Origin of the sequence: Bradyrhizobium sp. SZCCHNR1017 (genome assembly GCF_032381375.1) — a bacterium.
GTDB lineage: Bacteria > Pseudomonadota > Alphaproteobacteria > Rhizobiales > Xanthobacteraceae > Bradyrhizobium.
This window is the reverse complement of the sequence record NZ_JAUHIR010000020.1, coordinates 99,823-113,870: the sequence shown is the minus strand read 5'-3', so window position 1 is coordinate 113,870 and position 14,048 is coordinate 99,823. Positions and strand designations below refer to the sequence as shown.

Annotated in this window: 15 protein-coding genes, 2 tRNA genes and 1 pseudogene; 6 read left to right on the top strand and 12 right to left on the bottom strand. The window is 65.5% G+C overall.

Going from position 1 to position 14,048, the window contains the following annotated elements; all coding sequences use genetic code 11:
• The first annotated feature begins 547 nt into the window (after positions 1-547).
• Complete coding sequence (locus QW863_RS32170) at positions 548-898, top strand: hypothetical protein (RefSeq protein ID WP_315729377.1); 351 nt, start codon at positions 548-550, stop codon at positions 896-898.
• Here QW863_RS32170 and QW863_RS32165 read toward each other — a convergent pair.
• The 11 genes from QW863_RS32165 to QW863_RS32115 form a co-directional block, all read right to left on the bottom strand.
• Positions 895-2,184, bottom strand: a complete 1,290-nt coding sequence (locus QW863_RS32165; protein ID WP_315717866.1) for a tyrosine-type recombinase/integrase — start codon at positions 2,182-2,184, stop codon at positions 895-897. The two genes, QW863_RS32170 and QW863_RS32165, sit on opposite strands and share 4 nt — an antisense overlap.
• 203 nt (positions 2,185-2,387) lie before the next feature.
• Positions 2,388-2,463 (bottom strand) — tRNA-Phe (locus QW863_RS32160).
• 174 nt (positions 2,464-2,637) lie between these two features.
• Positions 2,638-2,844 carry a DNA gyrase inhibitor YacG gene (gene yacG / locus QW863_RS32155; RefSeq protein ID WP_315717867.1) on the bottom strand — a complete coding sequence of 69 codons (207 nt, stop codon included), beginning with the start codon at positions 2,842-2,844 and terminating at the stop codon, positions 2,638-2,640.
• A gap of 51 nt (positions 2,845-2,895) precedes the next feature.
• Positions 2,896-3,525, bottom strand: coding sequence for a Maf-like protein (locus tag QW863_RS32150; protein WP_006613056.1), 630 nt, complete (start codon positions 3,523-3,525; stop codon positions 2,896-2,898).
• A 181-nt stretch (positions 3,526-3,706) separates the two neighbouring features.
• Positions 3,707-4,177 carry an arsenate reductase ArsC gene (locus QW863_RS32145; RefSeq protein ID WP_315717868.1) on the bottom strand — a complete coding sequence of 157 codons (471 nt, stop codon included), beginning with the start codon at positions 4,175-4,177 and terminating at the stop codon, positions 3,707-3,709.
• A 54-nt stretch (positions 4,178-4,231) separates the two neighbouring features.
• A complete protein-coding gene (locus QW863_RS32140; RefSeq protein ID WP_315717869.1) occupies positions 4,232-4,738 on the bottom strand; it encodes a UPF0262 family protein in 507 nt (168 codons plus the stop codon).
• Complete coding sequence (gene hisD, locus QW863_RS32135) at positions 4,735-6,030, bottom strand: histidinol dehydrogenase (protein ID WP_315717870.1); 1,296 nt, start codon at positions 6,028-6,030, stop codon at positions 4,735-4,737. Before hisD ends, QW863_RS32140 begins: the two co-directional genes overlap by 4 nt.
• Positions 6,031-6,117: 87 nt before the next feature.
• On the bottom strand, positions 6,118-6,567 hold the full coding sequence (locus tag QW863_RS32130; RefSeq protein WP_315717871.1) for a DUF2948 family protein: 450 nt from the start codon (positions 6,565-6,567) through the stop codon (positions 6,118-6,120).
• A gap of 24 nt (positions 6,568-6,591) precedes the next feature.
• Positions 6,592-7,881, bottom strand: a complete 1,290-nt coding sequence (gene murA / locus QW863_RS32125; protein WP_315717872.1) for a UDP-N-acetylglucosamine 1-carboxyvinyltransferase — start codon at positions 7,879-7,881, stop codon at positions 6,592-6,594.
• A 149-nt stretch (positions 7,882-8,030) separates the two neighbouring features.
• Positions 8,031-9,731, bottom strand: coding sequence for an FAD-dependent oxidoreductase (locus QW863_RS32120; RefSeq protein ID WP_409977987.1), 1,701 nt, complete (start codon positions 9,729-9,731; stop codon positions 8,031-8,033).
• Positions 9,732-9,774: 43 nt separating this feature from the next.
• A complete protein-coding gene (locus QW863_RS32115; protein WP_315717874.1) occupies positions 9,775-9,957 on the bottom strand; it encodes a hypothetical protein in 183 nt (60 codons plus the stop codon).
• Positions 9,958-10,309: 352 nt separating this feature from the next.
• Between QW863_RS32115 and QW863_RS32110 the strand changes: the two genes are divergently transcribed.
• From QW863_RS32110 to QW863_RS32095, 5 genes and pseudogenes are all read left to right on the top strand, one after another.
• Positions 10,310-10,384, top strand: a tRNA-Thr gene (locus tag QW863_RS32110).
• A 636-nt stretch (positions 10,385-11,020) separates the two neighbouring features.
• Positions 11,021-11,194 (top strand): annotated as a pseudogene (locus tag QW863_RS36055) (nuclear transport factor 2 family protein); the annotation flags it as partial.
• A gap of 489 nt (positions 11,195-11,683) precedes the next feature.
• On the top strand, positions 11,684-12,418 hold the full coding sequence (locus QW863_RS32105) for a sensor histidine kinase (protein WP_315717875.1): 735 nt from the start codon (positions 11,684-11,686) through the stop codon (positions 12,416-12,418).
• Positions 12,399-13,085, top strand: coding sequence for a response regulator transcription factor (locus QW863_RS32100; protein WP_315717876.1), 687 nt, complete (start codon positions 12,399-12,401; stop codon positions 13,083-13,085). Before QW863_RS32105 ends, QW863_RS32100 begins: the two co-directional genes overlap by 20 nt.
• Before the next feature lie 196 nt (positions 13,086-13,281).
• Positions 13,282-13,635, top strand: a complete 354-nt coding sequence (locus QW863_RS32095; protein ID WP_315717877.1) for a response regulator transcription factor — start codon at positions 13,282-13,284, stop codon at positions 13,633-13,635.
• A gap of 113 nt (positions 13,636-13,748) precedes the next feature.
• On the opposite strand, the gene QW863_RS32090 is transcribed toward QW863_RS32095, so the two are convergent.
• Positions 13,749-13,922 (bottom strand): hypothetical protein, encoded by a 174-nt coding sequence (locus QW863_RS32090; protein ID WP_315717878.1) that lies wholly within the window; start codon positions 13,920-13,922, stop codon positions 13,749-13,751.
• Between the last annotated feature and the right edge of the window lie 126 nt (positions 13,923-14,048).

Genomic DNA, 14,048 nt, shown 5'->3' with positions numbered 1-14,048 from the left:
CAATCCGCGTCGGGATCTGGCGCTGCGCTATGCCGAGAGCTCCGCGCCAGCTCCCGCCGCTACGACCGCCCAGATGGGCACATCCAACCGCCCGAACGAACTCAGATCTGGATAAAACTTGGGGGGAAGGTCACCACCACCGCCTTTAAGGCCGGTGAGTGGTTCCCGCGGGGTCGTCTCTTCATGGTCTCTCCTGTTCGCGGCCATTGTCGCCCAGGCAGAAACTCCGCTTATCGTCCTGTCCAGATTTACGGGACCCACCTCAGTTCACACAAAGAGAGCGGGAGGGATGCCAATCTCCCATTTGTGCTTTCGAACCACGCAGCGCCCAATCTCGTTTGGAAAGCCGTTCAATGTTGCATTTGAAACGATGAATGGCGGCAAGCGCGCCGGGTTATACGCGCGCTCCCGACCGCTTTCAATGTCCATTCCTCAGACAATCTCATCTCCTCGATCAATAGCCGGAGTGAGGTGCAGCCCCGGCTTGGACGCGACACCCATGCCAGCTGGCGAGCGCCGATCTTACTCTTCTGTACGCGATAGTTCGATGCTCCATCGACAAGCCTTTTGTTCGTTATCATTGGCACGACAAAGTCAGCACGCTCCGAACCTGGCAAGGGAAGTCGCTTCCTCTCGCAACCGGTCCGGTACGCTTCGTATCGTCAAGATCAAAGTCGCTAAGACCATGGCAGAAACTGACAACAACAAGCGGCGCCGGCTTGTCGAATTCAGGGACGGCTGCCGCTATGGCAAATTCGGCAAAACAAAAGCGTATGAGTTGATCGCACGGGAGCGGATCAGGGCTTACAAGATGGGAGGCAAGACACTCATCGATCTCGACAGCGTCGATGAGTATCATGCCTCGCTGCCACCGGTCGAATCCCGCGCTGCGCTTTAGGCCGACTTGCGCAGCGGCCCGGCAACCTTTTTGCGCAGCCCATCGAGCCGATCGGCCCAATGCTGCATCAGACGCACGCGTTCGCTCCAATAGGCGGCTCGATTGTAGATACCGCGAATCTTGTTCTTGTCGCCTTTGGCGAGCTGGCGCCGCACCACCTCGTCGCGGCGCCGCCTTTTCTTTTCGTCCGTTTCATGGGCGAGCTGAGCTTCCACGACATCGCCGTCGAAAACGCCTTCTTCGTTGAGCAAGGTTGAGGCGCTGGAACGAAAGCCGTGCGCGCAGTGGTCCCCGCCGGGGCCGGTGTCGTAGCCCATGATCCGCAACGCCTTGTTGATGGTGTTGTCTGACATCGGCACATCATCGTCATGGGAGAACAGATAGCGGCCGCGACCAGTCAAAGGCCGCAGCTCAGCGAGGATCGCAAGGGCCTGGCGAGAGAGCGGCACCTCGTGATCCTCGCGCATCTTCATTTTCTCGGCGGGGATCAGCCAGATGCGGTTCTTCTCGTCGAACTCAGTCCACTCGGCCAGCCGCAACTCGCCGGGCCGCACCATGGTCAAAGCGATCAATTTGAGCGCGTAGCGGACCAGTCCGCCGTTCTTGGCGTCGTAGACCTCTATCCGGCGCATCAGCTCGCCGACGGCGTCAGGATCGGTCAGTGCCGGGCGCGGATTGCCCTTTGGTGCCTTGGTCAGGGCGTGCTTCAAGTCGCGGGTCGGATCGCTGTTACAGTAGGAGGCTCCGACGCCGAATTGAAACACCCGCGAAGCGGTCGATCGTAGGCGCCCGACGGTGTAGAACCTGCCGCGCGCCTCGACCCGACGCAGTGCTGTCAGCAGTTCAGGCGGAGCGATCTCACAGAGCGGCCGGTCGCCGATCTCACGATTGAGCTGATCGAGATTCCAGCGCTCGCGCTTGATCGTTGCCTTGGCCTTGTTCTCCTTTTCGAGCTTCGTGCGCACCCATTCTTCCCCGACCGCGCGGAAGGTGTGCTCGAGCTTTTCGTCTTCCTGCCGTTTGGCCTCGCGCACTGCGACCGGGTCCTGGCCCTGGTCGAGCAGCTTCTCGGCGCCATGGCGTTTGTCACGCGCGGCCTTCAGGCCAACGCCGGGGAACGTGCCGAAAGACATGTTCTTGCGCTTGCCGCCGAAACGGTAGCGATACAGCCAGAGCTTGGTGCCATTGGGCCGAACGACGACGCTGAGGCCTTGCCCGTCGGCAAGCGCGTATTCCTTGGCCGCCGGCGTCGCGTTCCGGATCTTCGTGTCGCTCAGCTCATCCATGGGAAGGTCCCCCGCCATCGAGCGACCCGCCAGTGTACCCGGCCGTTTCAGTGTACCCACAGTGTACCCGAAAACGCCGGATGCTCCCGAACGGTCGCGAACCGTACCGGGCGACAATATCAAAGGAAGCGCTTGATTTTATGGCGATTATCGTCGCGCCGCGAACCCGCGCGAACGACAACGAACGGGTTCGGAGGGGATGATGGTGCCCAGGGGCGGAATCGAACCACCGACACTGCGATTTTCAGTCGCATGCTCTACCAACTGAGCTACCTGGGCAGGTCTCGTGAAGGGCAAAAAAGCCCGGCGAGCCGGCGGGTTATAGTCAGAGCAGGCGGCGCTGTCTACCGCCCTGAGGCGAAGTTTTCACATTCCTTTCGCAGTTGCGCGGAAGGCCCCGGGGCCGCCGCCGGACGGCCAGCTCCGCCGGGGCAAAGCCATGAAAACACGGCCCTATTCGACGTCGTCCTCGTCGCCCTCGGTGGCCGGGATGACATAGGAGCCGCTGAGCCAGCGATGCAGGTCGACGTCGCGGCAGCGCGGCGAGCAGAATGGGCGGACGGCCTCGGCTGCGGGCCGGCGGCAGATCGGACAGCGGCCGGCGGGCTTGGCGGAGGCGGCGGATGGGGAGCTGGTCGAACGGGTCGATTCTTGGGACATGGCCGCTATCTAGGCGCCCGCGCCGCGCGATGCACCTCCTCGAGGATGGCGTCAGACGCCGACGGTGTTGAGCCAGCCGAAGCGGATCGGAAACCCCTCGCCGGCAAGCAGGGTCGTGGTCTCGTAGAGCGGCAGGCCGACGACGTTGGTGTAGGAGCCGACCATCTTGACCACGAACGAGCCGGCGATGCCCTGCACGGCGTAGCCGCCGGCCTTCCCCCGCCATTCGCCGGAGCCGATATAGGCCTGGATGTCGTCCTCGCTGAGCCGCTTGAAGCGGACGCGGGTCTCGACCAGGCGCTGGCGGAACGCCTCCTTCGGCGTCACCAGGGTGATTGCGGTGTAGACGCGATGGTTGCGGCCGGACAGGAGGCGCAGGCACTGCGAGGCCTCGTCGACCAGATTGGCCTTCGGCAGGATGCGGCGGCCGACCGCGACCACCGTGTCGGCGGAGATGATGAAGGCGCCGCGCAGCTCGTCGTCGAGCTGGACCGATTTGAGCGCGGCATCGGCCTTGGCGCGGGCCAGCCGGTTGGCGCAGGCGCGCGGCAGCTCGCCACGCTTCGGCGTCTCGTCGACGTCGGCGGGGCGCAGCGCATCGGGCTCGATGCCGGCCTGGTTGAGCAGCGCCAGACGCCGCGGCGAGCCGGATGCAAGAACGATTTTGGGACGGCCGAGCATGCTGATTTCGCTGGGGGATTCGGAAGCGGCGGGGCGTGCGCGCGGAACCTATCGGAAGGGCTGTCATTCCACAACCCGAAGGCTGCGACAAGGCTGCGACGGGCCTGCTCTACGGCGCGAATTTGAGCGGGGGACGACGTTGGTATTTCGGTTCGATGACACCTGCGGGGGAACCGGGAACCTACAGGCCCGCCGGACCGGGCTTGCCGAAACGCTTGCGGATCCGCGTGAACAGCCCGTCGCAGACCTCGCGATAGGCCGCGAGCTTCTGCTCGCGATTGCCGTCGGTGCCGGTCGGGTCGGGCGTCGGCCAGTATTCGACGTCGGCGGCGATGGTGCGGGTCAGCTCCAGGGCCTTGTGATGGGCCTCGGGCGAGAGGGTGATGATGAGGTCGAAATTCAGCCCCTCCCAGTCCTCGAGCTCCTCGAAGGTGGTCGGCTTGTGCTGCGAGATGTCCTGGCCGAGCTCGGCCATCACCGACACCGCGAACGGATCGAGCTCACCCTTCTTGACGCCGGCGGAGCGGACATAGAGCGCCTGCGGATACATCTGGCGCAGCAGGCTCTCGGCCATCGGCGAGCGGACGCTGTTCTGGCCGCAGGCGAACAGCACCGCCTGCGGCTGGCGCGCGCGCGGCGGCCCCTCGGCCATGCGCCTAGGCGCCCTTGGCCGAAAGCTGGGACGCGCGCGTGGCGGCCCGCGGCATCACTGGCCCTCGCCCTTCCAGTGCAGCACCGTGATCAAAGTGAACAGCCGGCGCGAGGTCTCGAAATCGACCCGCACCTTGCCCTTCAGCCGCTCCTGAAGGGTGCGCGAGCCCTCGTCGTGGATGCCGCGGCGGCCCATGTCGATGGCCTCGATCTTGTCCGGCGTCGCGGTGCGGATCGCCTGGTAGTAGCTGTCGCAGATCATGAAGTAGTCCTTCACGATCCGCCGGAACGGCGACAGCGACAACAGATGCGTCACCACCGGCGTGCCGTCCTCCTTGCGGATGTCGAACATCAGCCGGTTGGCGGTGATACCGAGATGCAGGGTGAAGGGACCGGCGCCGTCGGCGCCCTCGGGCGCGAACAGGTTCTCCTCGACGAGGTCGTAGATCGCAATCGCCCGCTCATGCTCGATGTCCGGGCCGGAGCGGCCGATCGACTCCTCGTCGAGCGTCACCGCCACGATGCGATTGGTCCGGTCGTCGCCTGGCGGGTGCTGGGTCATGGCAGATTGAGGCGTATTCCCACGGAGCGTGAATGGGCGTCGAGACCCTCGGCCTTGCCCAGTGTCATCGCCGCTGGCCCCAGCGCGCGCAACTGCTCGGGGCCGCATTTCAACAGCGACGTGCGCTTCATGAAGTCGAGCACGCCGAGACCTGAGGAGAACCGCGCCGAGCGCGCGGTCGGCAGCACGTGATTGGAGCCGCCGACATAGTCGCCGATCGCCTCCGGCGTGTGCGCGCCCAGGAAGATGGCGCCGGCATTGCGGACACGGGCCGCGAACGCGTCGGGATCGGCCGTCATGATCTCCAGATGCTCGGCGGCGATGGCGTCCGCCAGCGGCACGGCCTGGTCGAGATAATCCACCTCGATGATGGCGCCGAAATCGGCCCACGACGCGCCGGCGATCGCGGCACGCGGCAGGGTCTTGAGCTGGCCCTCGACGGCGCGGGCGACATCATCGGCCAGGCGGCGGCTGTCGGTGATCAGGATCGATTGCGCGCTGGCGTCATGCTCGGCCTGGGCGAGCAGATCGGCGGCGATCCAGTCGGCATTGCCGCTGTCGTCGGCGATGACCAGCACCTCGGAGGGGCCGGCGATCATGTCGATGCCGACCTTGCCGAACACCAGCCGCTTGGCGGCGGCGACATAGGCGTTGCCCGGGCCGACGATCTTGGCGACCGGGGCGATCGTCGCGGTGCCATGCGCCAGCGCGGCCACGGCCTGGGCGCCGCCGACGCGGTAGATCTCGGAGACGCCGCCGAGATGGGCGGCGGCCAGCACCAGCGGATTGAGCTTGCCGTCCGGCGTCGGCACCACCATCACGAGCCGGTCGACGCCGGCGACCTTGGCGGGAATGGCATTCATCAGCACCGAGGACGGATAGGCCGCGGTGCCGCCGGGGACGTAGAGACCGGCGGATTCGATCGCGCTCCAGCGCCAGCCGAGCTCGACGCCGGCTTCGTCGGTGAAGCGCTGGTCGGCCGGCAGCTGCTTGAGATGAAACGCCTCGATGCGGCCGCGGGCGAATTTCAGCGCATCCAAGGTCGCGGCGTCACAGGCCTTGAAGGCGGCCTCGATCTCGGCGGCCGTCACGCGCAGCGAGGAGGCATCGAGCTCCAGCCGGTCGAACTTGCGCGTCGCCTCGAGCAGCGCCGCATCGCCGCGCCGGGCGACGTCGTCGACGATGGCGCGGGCGGTGGCTTCGACGTCGGCGGAGGTCTCGCGCTTGGCGGCGAGAAACTGCCGAAACTGAGTGTCGAAATCGGTGCTGGCGCGGGACAGGCGAATGGGCATCTCTGGCACTTTCCGAAGGGGTGGCTGCCCCCGACCCCCTGCTCAATGGCGCGGCAGCGCGGGGCCGTCAACCCTTTGAACCGGCGCCTACCCGGTCAGCGGCGGACCGCCATCGATATCGCTGGTGCCGAGATCGTCCTCGCCAAGATCGGTCAGCTCGCATTCGAGACATTCGACATCGAGCCGCAATGCGCCGCCATGGGAGAACAGCAGCAGCGCGCTGCCGGCGGGCGGCTCGGCGCCGGCATGGAATTCGATGCCGATCAGCTCCAGCACGGCGTCAGGCGCGGCGAGGTCGATGCGGCGCGACTTGCAGGCCAGCACCCGGTCGAACCGCAACGCCGCGAGCAGCCGGCGCGGCTCGCTCTCACCATGCAGGGCCTGATCCCAGTCGAGCCGGTTCATGCCGATCACCAGCCGCTTCTCGGCCTGGCGCCAGATGATGTCGGCCGCCTGCACCCGCGCGTCCTGCACATGGGCGGAGATGACGGCGAGATCGTCGGCATCGAGCGCGATCAGTTTGAGCCGGTCGGTCACGGTCTCATCCTCTTGGCAGCGCCTTCACTCGCGGATGCGCTCGATCGTGGCGCCGCAGGCCTTCAGCTTGTCCTCCAGCCGCTCGAAGCCGCGATCGAGATGGTAGACGCGATTGATCATGGTTTCGCCTTCCGCAGCAAGCCCGGCAATGACCAGCGACACCGAGGCGCGCAGATCGGTCGCCATCACGGGCGCGCCGCGCAAATGAGAGGTGCCCTCGATCCGCGCGGTCTCGCCGTCGAGACTGATACGCGCGCCGAACCGTGCGAGTTCCTGCACATGCATGAATCGGTTCTCGAAGATGGTCTCGGTGATTGCCGAGGCGCCCTGCGCGCAGACCATCAGCGCCATCAACTGGGCCTGCAGATCGGTCGGAAAACCGGGGAACGGCGCCGTCGTCACCTGCACCGGGCGGATGCCGTGGCCGTTTCTGACGACGCGGATTCCCTCGGCGTCGCTCGTGATCTCGGCGCCGGCCTCGGTCAGCACGTCGAGCGCGGACTGCAACAGCTCCGGCCGCGCGCCGGCGAGCCGGACATCGCCGCCGGTCATCGCCGCGGCGATCGCATAGGTGCCGGCCTCGATGCGGTCGGGCAGCACGGTGTGACGCGCGCCGTGCAGAGACGCCACGCCCTCGATCTCGATGCGTGGCGTGCCGGCACCGGTGATGCGCGCGCCCATCTTGTTGAGGCAGTCGGCGAGATCGGTGATCTCCGGCTCGCAGGCGGCGTTGGCGATGACGGTCGTGCCCTTGGCGAGGCTCGCGGCCATGACCGCGACATGGGTGCCGCCGACGGTGACCTTGGGGAAATCGATCGTGCCACCGCGCAGGCCGCCCGGCGCCTTGGCGACCACGTAGCCGGCATCGATCTCGATGCTGGCGCCGAGCTTCTCCAGCGCCATGATCAGGAGATCGACCGGCCGCGTGCCGATGGCGCAGCCGCCGGGCAGCGACACCCGCGCCTCGTGCATGCGCGCGAGCAGCGGCGCGATCACCCAGAAGCTGGCGCGCATCCGCGACACCAGCTCATACGGCGCCGTGGTGTCGATGATGTTGGCCGCCGAGATCTGCAGCGTCTGGCCCTGATACTGGCCGTCGCCGGGACGCTTGCCGACGGCCATGATGTCCACGCCGTGATTGCCGAGGATGCGCTGCAGCTGCGCGACGTCGGCGAGGCGGGGGACGTTGTCCAGGATCAGCGTCTCCGGTGTCAAAAGACCCGCGATCATCAGCGGCAGGGCGGCGTTCTTCGCGCCCGAAATCGGGATGGTGCCGCGAAGCGGGTTGCCGCCGACGATGCGAATGCGATCCATGCTGGTCCTGTGGGGCTGGCCGGGAAATTGGGCTAAGGTCGGCGCAACAGGACCGACATTACGGCGATTTGATGAGTTCGCAACGGCAGGTCGCAGCCGCCGGGAATTCATCCCCTGACGGTACGGCCCCCGCGGCGGAAAGGCGCGAATCAGACCGGCGGGACCAGCGCATCGGCCAGAAACCCGTGCAGCGCGGCGACGACCTGGGCCCCCTCGCCGATCGCACCGCCGACGCGCTTGACCGAGCCGGAGCGGACGTCGCCGACCGCATAGACGCCGGGCACCGAGGTCTCGAGCGGCGACACCATCCGCCCGGCATTCTGCTCCGACTGCGCGCCGGTGACGACGAAGCCGGCGCGATCGAGCGTGACGCCGCAGCCGTCGAGCCAGCCGGTGGCGGGATCGGCGCCGACGAACAGAAACAGATTGCTGATGTCGGCCGGCGTCTCTTCGCCGGACAGCCGGCTCTTCAAGGTGATGCGTTCGAGGCCGGTGTCGGCGCCGCCATCGAGCGCGACGACCTCGGTGTTGAACAACAGCTCGATGTTCGGCGTCGCCTCGATGCGCTCGATCAGATAGCGCGACATCGACGCGGCAAGCCCGCCGCCACGGATGATCATTCGCACCTTCTTGACGTGCCCCGACAGAAACACCGCGGCCTGCCCCGCGGAATTGCCGCCGCCGACCAGGGCGACCTCCTGCCCCGCGCACAGCCGCGCCTCGATCGGCGAGGCCCAGTACCACACGCCGCGCCCCTCGAACTCCTTGAGCCGGGCAAGATCAGGCCGGCGATAGCGCGCGCCGCTGGCGACCACCACCGAGCGCGCCCGCACCTCGTCGCCGCCCTCGAGCGCCAGCACGAAGGCGCCGGCCTTGCGCTCGCAGTCGAGCGCATTGACCGACACCGGGATCATGATCTCGGCGCCGAACTTCTGCGCCTGGTTGAAGGCGCGCGCGGTCAGCGCGAGGCCGGTGATGCCGGTCGGGAAGCCGAAATAGTTCTCGATGCGCGCGCTGGCGCCGGCCTGGCCGCCGAACGCACGCGAGTCCAGCACCGCGACGGAAAGACCTTCGGAGGCGCCATACACGGCGGTGGCCAGGCCCGCCGGGCCGCAGCCGACGACCGCGACATCGTAGATCTTCTCGCCGCGCGGCCCGCCGATCATCCCGACGGCACGCGCCAGCTCGGTCTCGCTGGGATTGCGCAGCACGCTGCCGTCGGACACCACCACCAGCGGCAGCTCGGCCGGGGTCGGCGAATAGCGCGCGATCAGGTCGGCGGCGTCGTGATCGACGGCGGGATCGAGCAGATGGTGCGGAAAGCCGTTGCGGGTGAGGAAGCTCTGCAGCCGCGCGATCGCGGCCGATTGCGGCGGGCCGATCATGACCGGGCCGCCGGCGCCGCCCTGAATGAGATTCACACGGCGCAGGATCAGCGCCCGCATGATGCGCTCACCGAGCTCGGCCTCGGCGATCAGCAGCGCCCGCAGCCGTTCGGGCCGAATCAGGATGACCTCGACGTCGCCCTCGGCATGGCCGTCGACCAGCGCGACCCGGCCGGAGAGCTGGGCGATCTCGGCCAGAAACTGCCCTGGCCCCTGGTCGATCACCGGGGTGACGTGACCGAGGCCATCGCGCTGGGTGATCGCGACATGGCCCTTGAGAATCACGAACATGCCGGGGCCGGGCTTGCCGGTCTCGAACAGCAGGTCGCCGTCGCGATAGGTCTGGATCTCGCCGAAGCCGCGCAGACGCGCGATCTCCGGCGGCGTCAGCTCCGGAAAAGTCTGGTCGAAGCGCGGCAACGTCTTCGCGAGCTCTGCCCGTTGTGCCGCCGCATCCGCCGTCATCCCCTCATCCGCTGCCATCACGCCCACCCTGCCTGCAATCTGCTCAATGCTTCGAATCGTCCGCGCCGTCGGCAGCGGCCTCGTCCAAGCCGTCCTTCTCGACCGTCCCCGCCTGGCTGCGCTCGCGGCTCTGCGCCTTGCGCCGCTTCAGGTTCTCGCGCAGCGCCTGCTTCAGCCGCTCCTCGCGCGCGCCCTTCGGCGCCGCCTTCCCGGTCTTCTCCGCCATCCCCTTCCCCCGGTCACCCCATACCAGAAGCACAATTGGGGCCGCAGATGCGAAAGCCAAGAGGCGTTGGCGACGCAGACGCTAGGTTCCGCCCGGCCGGCCGTCGCCTGCCCGGATGGGGAGTTGCCGCCGCAGCTGCGGCCAGTTGGGCACCTCGAGCGGCAAACCGCGAAAATCCGCCGCGAACGGGCGATTTCGCTCCGATTCGGAGGTCTTTCGCTCCGTTTCGATACATCACGCTGACGTCTTTCCCGGAAAACCGGGCGAGCCGCGCTTGCGCAGGCGGGGACCTTGTGGCAAGAACCGCCCGCGTTCGGTCGCGGCCTTCGGGCCGGTCCCCGCCAGTCCCTTTGCTGCCGTAGCTCAGTGGTAGAGCACTCCCTTGGTAAGGGAGAGGTCGACAGTTCAATCCTGTCCGGCAGCACCAGGGCGTTCTTCCCCAAACATGATCTTTGGCGACGCCTCGGGACCACAGGCCACGCGCAGATGCACGTCGTCGGCCTCGCGGCGCAATTTGCGTCCGAGCTTTGCTGGGAGACCGCCCTCTTCGATACAGAGGGCGCAGGGAAGGCCGGGCGCTGGCCGCGCCCGTGGCCCGCCTGCAGAAAAAGAATGCAGGCGGCAGTCACCACAGGTCTGGCCGAACACACCCGGCCCTCCCTGCGCGATGGGCTTACGATCTATACGCGCTCTCCCTGGGGACCGGGCTTTGTTGCCCCCATCACCCGCGATGCACTGACGCACACCAGCGAGCTTGACCTCAGCGTCGGGAGGTCGGGACCACGCGACTTCACCGTCCGTATCGAAGTTGTTCGTCCGCTCGCGAATGCGCGCTGCAACTCCGACCCGGCCATCGCATCCCACACCCAACGCTCGTGGCGACTCGCGAACGCCCCTCTTCGATGAGCACGGGACGGCCGGAAATGTGCAGGTGATTTGCCCGACGGCACAAGGGGAATGGGTGCGGCAGAGTGGCACGACGGGCAGTTTCAGCAGAGCTGGGATACGGGCGGCGGAGGGGGCTTTGTTTGGTGCAGCGTCACCGTAATCCCCGGACGGGACCGTCCTCGACCGCGCCGGCTTCCTGCGGCAAGTCGCCCGGAAGTCGCCGGTCACCGAGATTTCCGGCAGCGACATCCAGATCAGGGTCCTTGGAGACATCGGTGTCGTGAATGCACGCACGCACTTCACCAAACCCGACGGAAGCCGGGGGACTGGCTGCTACACGGACGTCTAATGGAAGCGTGGCGACCGCTGGCGTTGCATTTCCGTTTCGCGCAACTGACGTGGAAGCACGGCGGTCGTACCTTGCGGTCGGGCGCCCGCGAGACAGATCGAGATTGGTTTGATCTTGCCTGTCATGAGATTGCCTCAACAGAGTTGCCGAGGCGATCAATCATGAATGAGGATAAACCCGCTGCCCGCTATTCAACGCCTGTGAGACCTTCACCTCACGTCCACATTTCATGCGTATGGAAGCTGCAAGGCTCAGCGTCCACTGACTCATGCTAGCGTCGGGAAAGACGGCGAATGGCGGCGCGGTGTTCTCCGTCGACGCGATGAGCTTCATCGACGCCCTGCCGATCGACAATTACAACGGTGCGGCGCGTAGCTTTAATGTACATAAAGTTATGCGGTTTAAATCGATCTTTGAAGTTGACTCGATCATACTGCTGATACATCCTAAGGGTGTATCTTAGTCACGAGAAAACCTGGCTGGTCTTCGATGCAACGGGAGCAGATCGAAGCCATAACTCGCGATATTGGGCAACAAGAAATTCTTGAACGTGAAATTCTTGCGATTGCCTCTCGCGAGAGACAGCGCATTGGGCGTGAACTCCACGACGGGCTCTGCCAATCGCTCGCCGGCTTAGCGGCGCTAGCTGCGGCGCTGTGGCGAAGTTTGGCGGCGAGCGGCCAACCGGGTCCCGCCGCGGCCGCGGCCGAACTCGTACGATTGCTGAACGAGACCATCGGCGAGGCGCGTGACCTCGCTCGTGGGCTCAGCTCGATCGGTCTGAATAGCGCGGATCTTGTCGGCTCCCTTGAGAGCCTCGCCCGCAACGTCAGCGCCGCTCATGGCGCCTTTTGTGCGTTTGTGGAAGATAACCCTTGTCCCGATCTTGGCCGCGAAACCACGAGCCACCTCGTGCGTATCGCCCAAGAAGCCGTCCGCAATGCGGTCAGCCACGGCCGAGCCGACGAAATCGAGATCCGTCTGGCGTGCACTGCAGGCTCGGGACTATTGAGCATCCGGGACAACGGTGTCGGGCTTCCCGAAAAATGGCGCGATCATGACGGCATCGGGCTTTATACCATGGACTACCGCGCGCGGGCGATCGGCGGTTCTCTTACTGTGGAGCCGCAGGCCCGTCGCGGCGTCATGGTTGCGTGCGCGTTTCCGCTGTTATCGAATTACGAACGGCAGGAAAGTATCGGCGATGCCCACTTGCCTGGCTGAAGCCGCGGACGCGGTGCGGAAGAGGCTGCTTGTCGTCGACGATCATCCCGTGCTGTGCCGCGGGTTGATCGCCCTCATCGAGGCGGAAAACGGCCTCGCCGTTCACGGCGCGGTCGGTACGCGTGTGGCCGCGCTCAAGACCATCGCGATCAGTCGCCCTGATCTGGTGATCGTAGACCTTGCTCTCGGCGACGAGGACGGCCTAGATCTCGTCAAGGAAATCAAAGCGCGTCATCCCGGCGTTCGCTCGCTGGTGCTTTCGATGTACGACGAAGAGGTGTTCGCCGAGCGCGCGCTTTGCGCCGGCGCCCTCGGCTATGTCACCAAACAACAGCTCGAATCGACCGTGATCGCTGCCATTCGTCGGGTGCTTGCAGGCGAGACCTACATGAGCGAGGCTCTGCAGCGGCGGCTGGCTGAACGATGCGTCGGCGCGCGACCGCTCGAGACCGCCTCGCCGGTGCGCACGCTGAGCGATCGGGAATTGCAGGTATTTCGGCTCGTTGGTCAGGGCCGAACCACGCGGCAGATCGCTGGTCTACTGAACCGCAGCGTCAAAACGGTAGAATCCCATCTTGAGCACATCAAGAATAAGCTGGCGATCGAATCGGCTGCTGAACTCGCCCAACGCGCGGCTCAATGGGTTACAATCGGCCGATTGGGTTGAGTCATAAAGTTCGCCCAAGTGCGCGGCTAGTGTCATACACGTCTGCCATGCCGCCGATGACTTCTCGACCAAGCAGGCACAGCCCCTCTCCGGCAAGCGCGACGGCCGAACACGCGGTCTGGGCCATGGTGCTAAAGCGGACTGCGCAATCAGCACGGCGCACGCGGCGTCTGCTCATTGTGGACAGTCACCCCTGATGCGGCGCAGGCTGACCGCGCTGATCAATGCTGAGCCCGGTCTTGTCGTATGTGCCTTGGCGGCCACCCAACGGGATGCGCTCGTGGCCATCGCGGCCACGAAACCCGATCTAGGGATCGTCGATCTGTTCCTTGGCGATAGCAATGGTTTGGATCTGGTGAGAGACGTTCGCGCGCGCTTTGTTCGTCTGCCGCTACCTGGATTGAGCAGGCATGATTCGCCGCAATACGTCCGCCGCGCTTTCGAATCCGGCACCGACGACTACGTCGCCAAGCAGGAGATGACAGAAGACCTTCTGGTGGCGATCCGCAGCGTGCTGCTCGGCGACCCTTACGGCGCACCGGCGCCTTGATCCATGCCCGTCTGCGTCCGGCAAGTTGACGCGTGCGAAGCTGGGCGGCCCATGGGGGATTCTCCCAATGCGAAAACGGGGTGCGACCCCGATGTCAGTTTAAGTCTCCAGCGTTAGCATTGGTAGCTACCAATGCCGTGCCCGCTTTGACGACTGAAATGCTGGTCGAGCCCTTCGCTTATCGGCTCGATCGAGACCATCACCGCTTCAAATGGGAAAAAACGATGAGAAATATCTGCACCGCCGCCGCAATAGTCGCGATTGTTTTCATTCCTTGGACCGTCCATGCGGGCACCTGCTACAAAAACTTAGGTTGCAAGGGCGCTACGTCGACCACTTCTTGCAAGACATGTCTTGGAAACCCCTCAAAGGGAGAGGGTTGGAAGCAAAACTCAAAGAGCACCTGTATCGGA

Excerpts from the sequence above, each read along its gene's own strand:
- QW863_RS32170 (WP_315729377.1), top strand. The coding sequence starts at position 548 with ATGCTCCATCGACAAGCCTTTTGTTCGTTATCATTGGCACGACAAAGT.
- QW863_RS32165 (WP_315717866.1), bottom strand. The coding sequence starts at position 2,184 with ATGGATGAGCTGAGCGACACGAAGATCCGGAACGCGACGCCGGCGGCC.
- yacG (WP_315717867.1), bottom strand. The coding sequence starts at position 2,844 with ATGTCCCAAGAATCGACCCGTTCGACCAGCTCCCCATCCGCCGCCTCC.
- QW863_RS32150 (WP_006613056.1), bottom strand. The coding sequence starts at position 3,525 with ATGCTCGGCCGTCCCAAAATCGTTCTTGCATCCGGCTCGCCGCGGCGT.
- QW863_RS32145 (WP_315717868.1), bottom strand. The coding sequence starts at position 4,177 with ATGGCCGAGGGGCCGCCGCGCGCGCGCCAGCCGCAGGCGGTGCTGTTC.
- QW863_RS32140 (WP_315717869.1), bottom strand. The coding sequence starts at position 4,738 with ATGACCCAGCACCCGCCAGGCGACGACCGGACCAATCGCATCGTGGCG.
- hisD (WP_315717870.1), bottom strand. The coding sequence starts at position 6,030 with ATGCCCATTCGCCTGTCCCGCGCCAGCACCGATTTCGACACTCAGTTT.
- murA (WP_315717872.1), bottom strand. The coding sequence starts at position 7,881 with ATGGATCGCATTCGCATCGTCGGCGGCAACCCGCTTCGCGGCACCATC.
- QW863_RS32120 (WP_409977987.1), bottom strand. The coding sequence starts at position 9,731 with ATGACGGCGGATGCGGCGGCACAACGGGCAGAGCTCGCGAAGACGTTG.
- QW863_RS32115 (WP_315717874.1), bottom strand. The coding sequence starts at position 9,957 with ATGGCGGAGAAGACCGGGAAGGCGGCGCCGAAGGGCGCGCGCGAGGAG.
- QW863_RS32105 (WP_315717875.1), top strand. The coding sequence starts at position 11,684 with ATGCAACGGGAGCAGATCGAAGCCATAACTCGCGATATTGGGCAACAA.
- QW863_RS32100 (WP_315717876.1), top strand. The coding sequence starts at position 12,399 with ATGCCCACTTGCCTGGCTGAAGCCGCGGACGCGGTGCGGAAGAGGCTG.
- QW863_RS32095 (WP_315717877.1), top strand. The coding sequence starts at position 13,282 with ATGCGGCGCAGGCTGACCGCGCTGATCAATGCTGAGCCCGGTCTTGTC.
- QW863_RS32090 (WP_315717878.1), bottom strand. The coding sequence starts at position 13,922 with ATGGACGGTCCAAGGAATGAAAACAATCGCGACTATTGCGGCGGCGGT.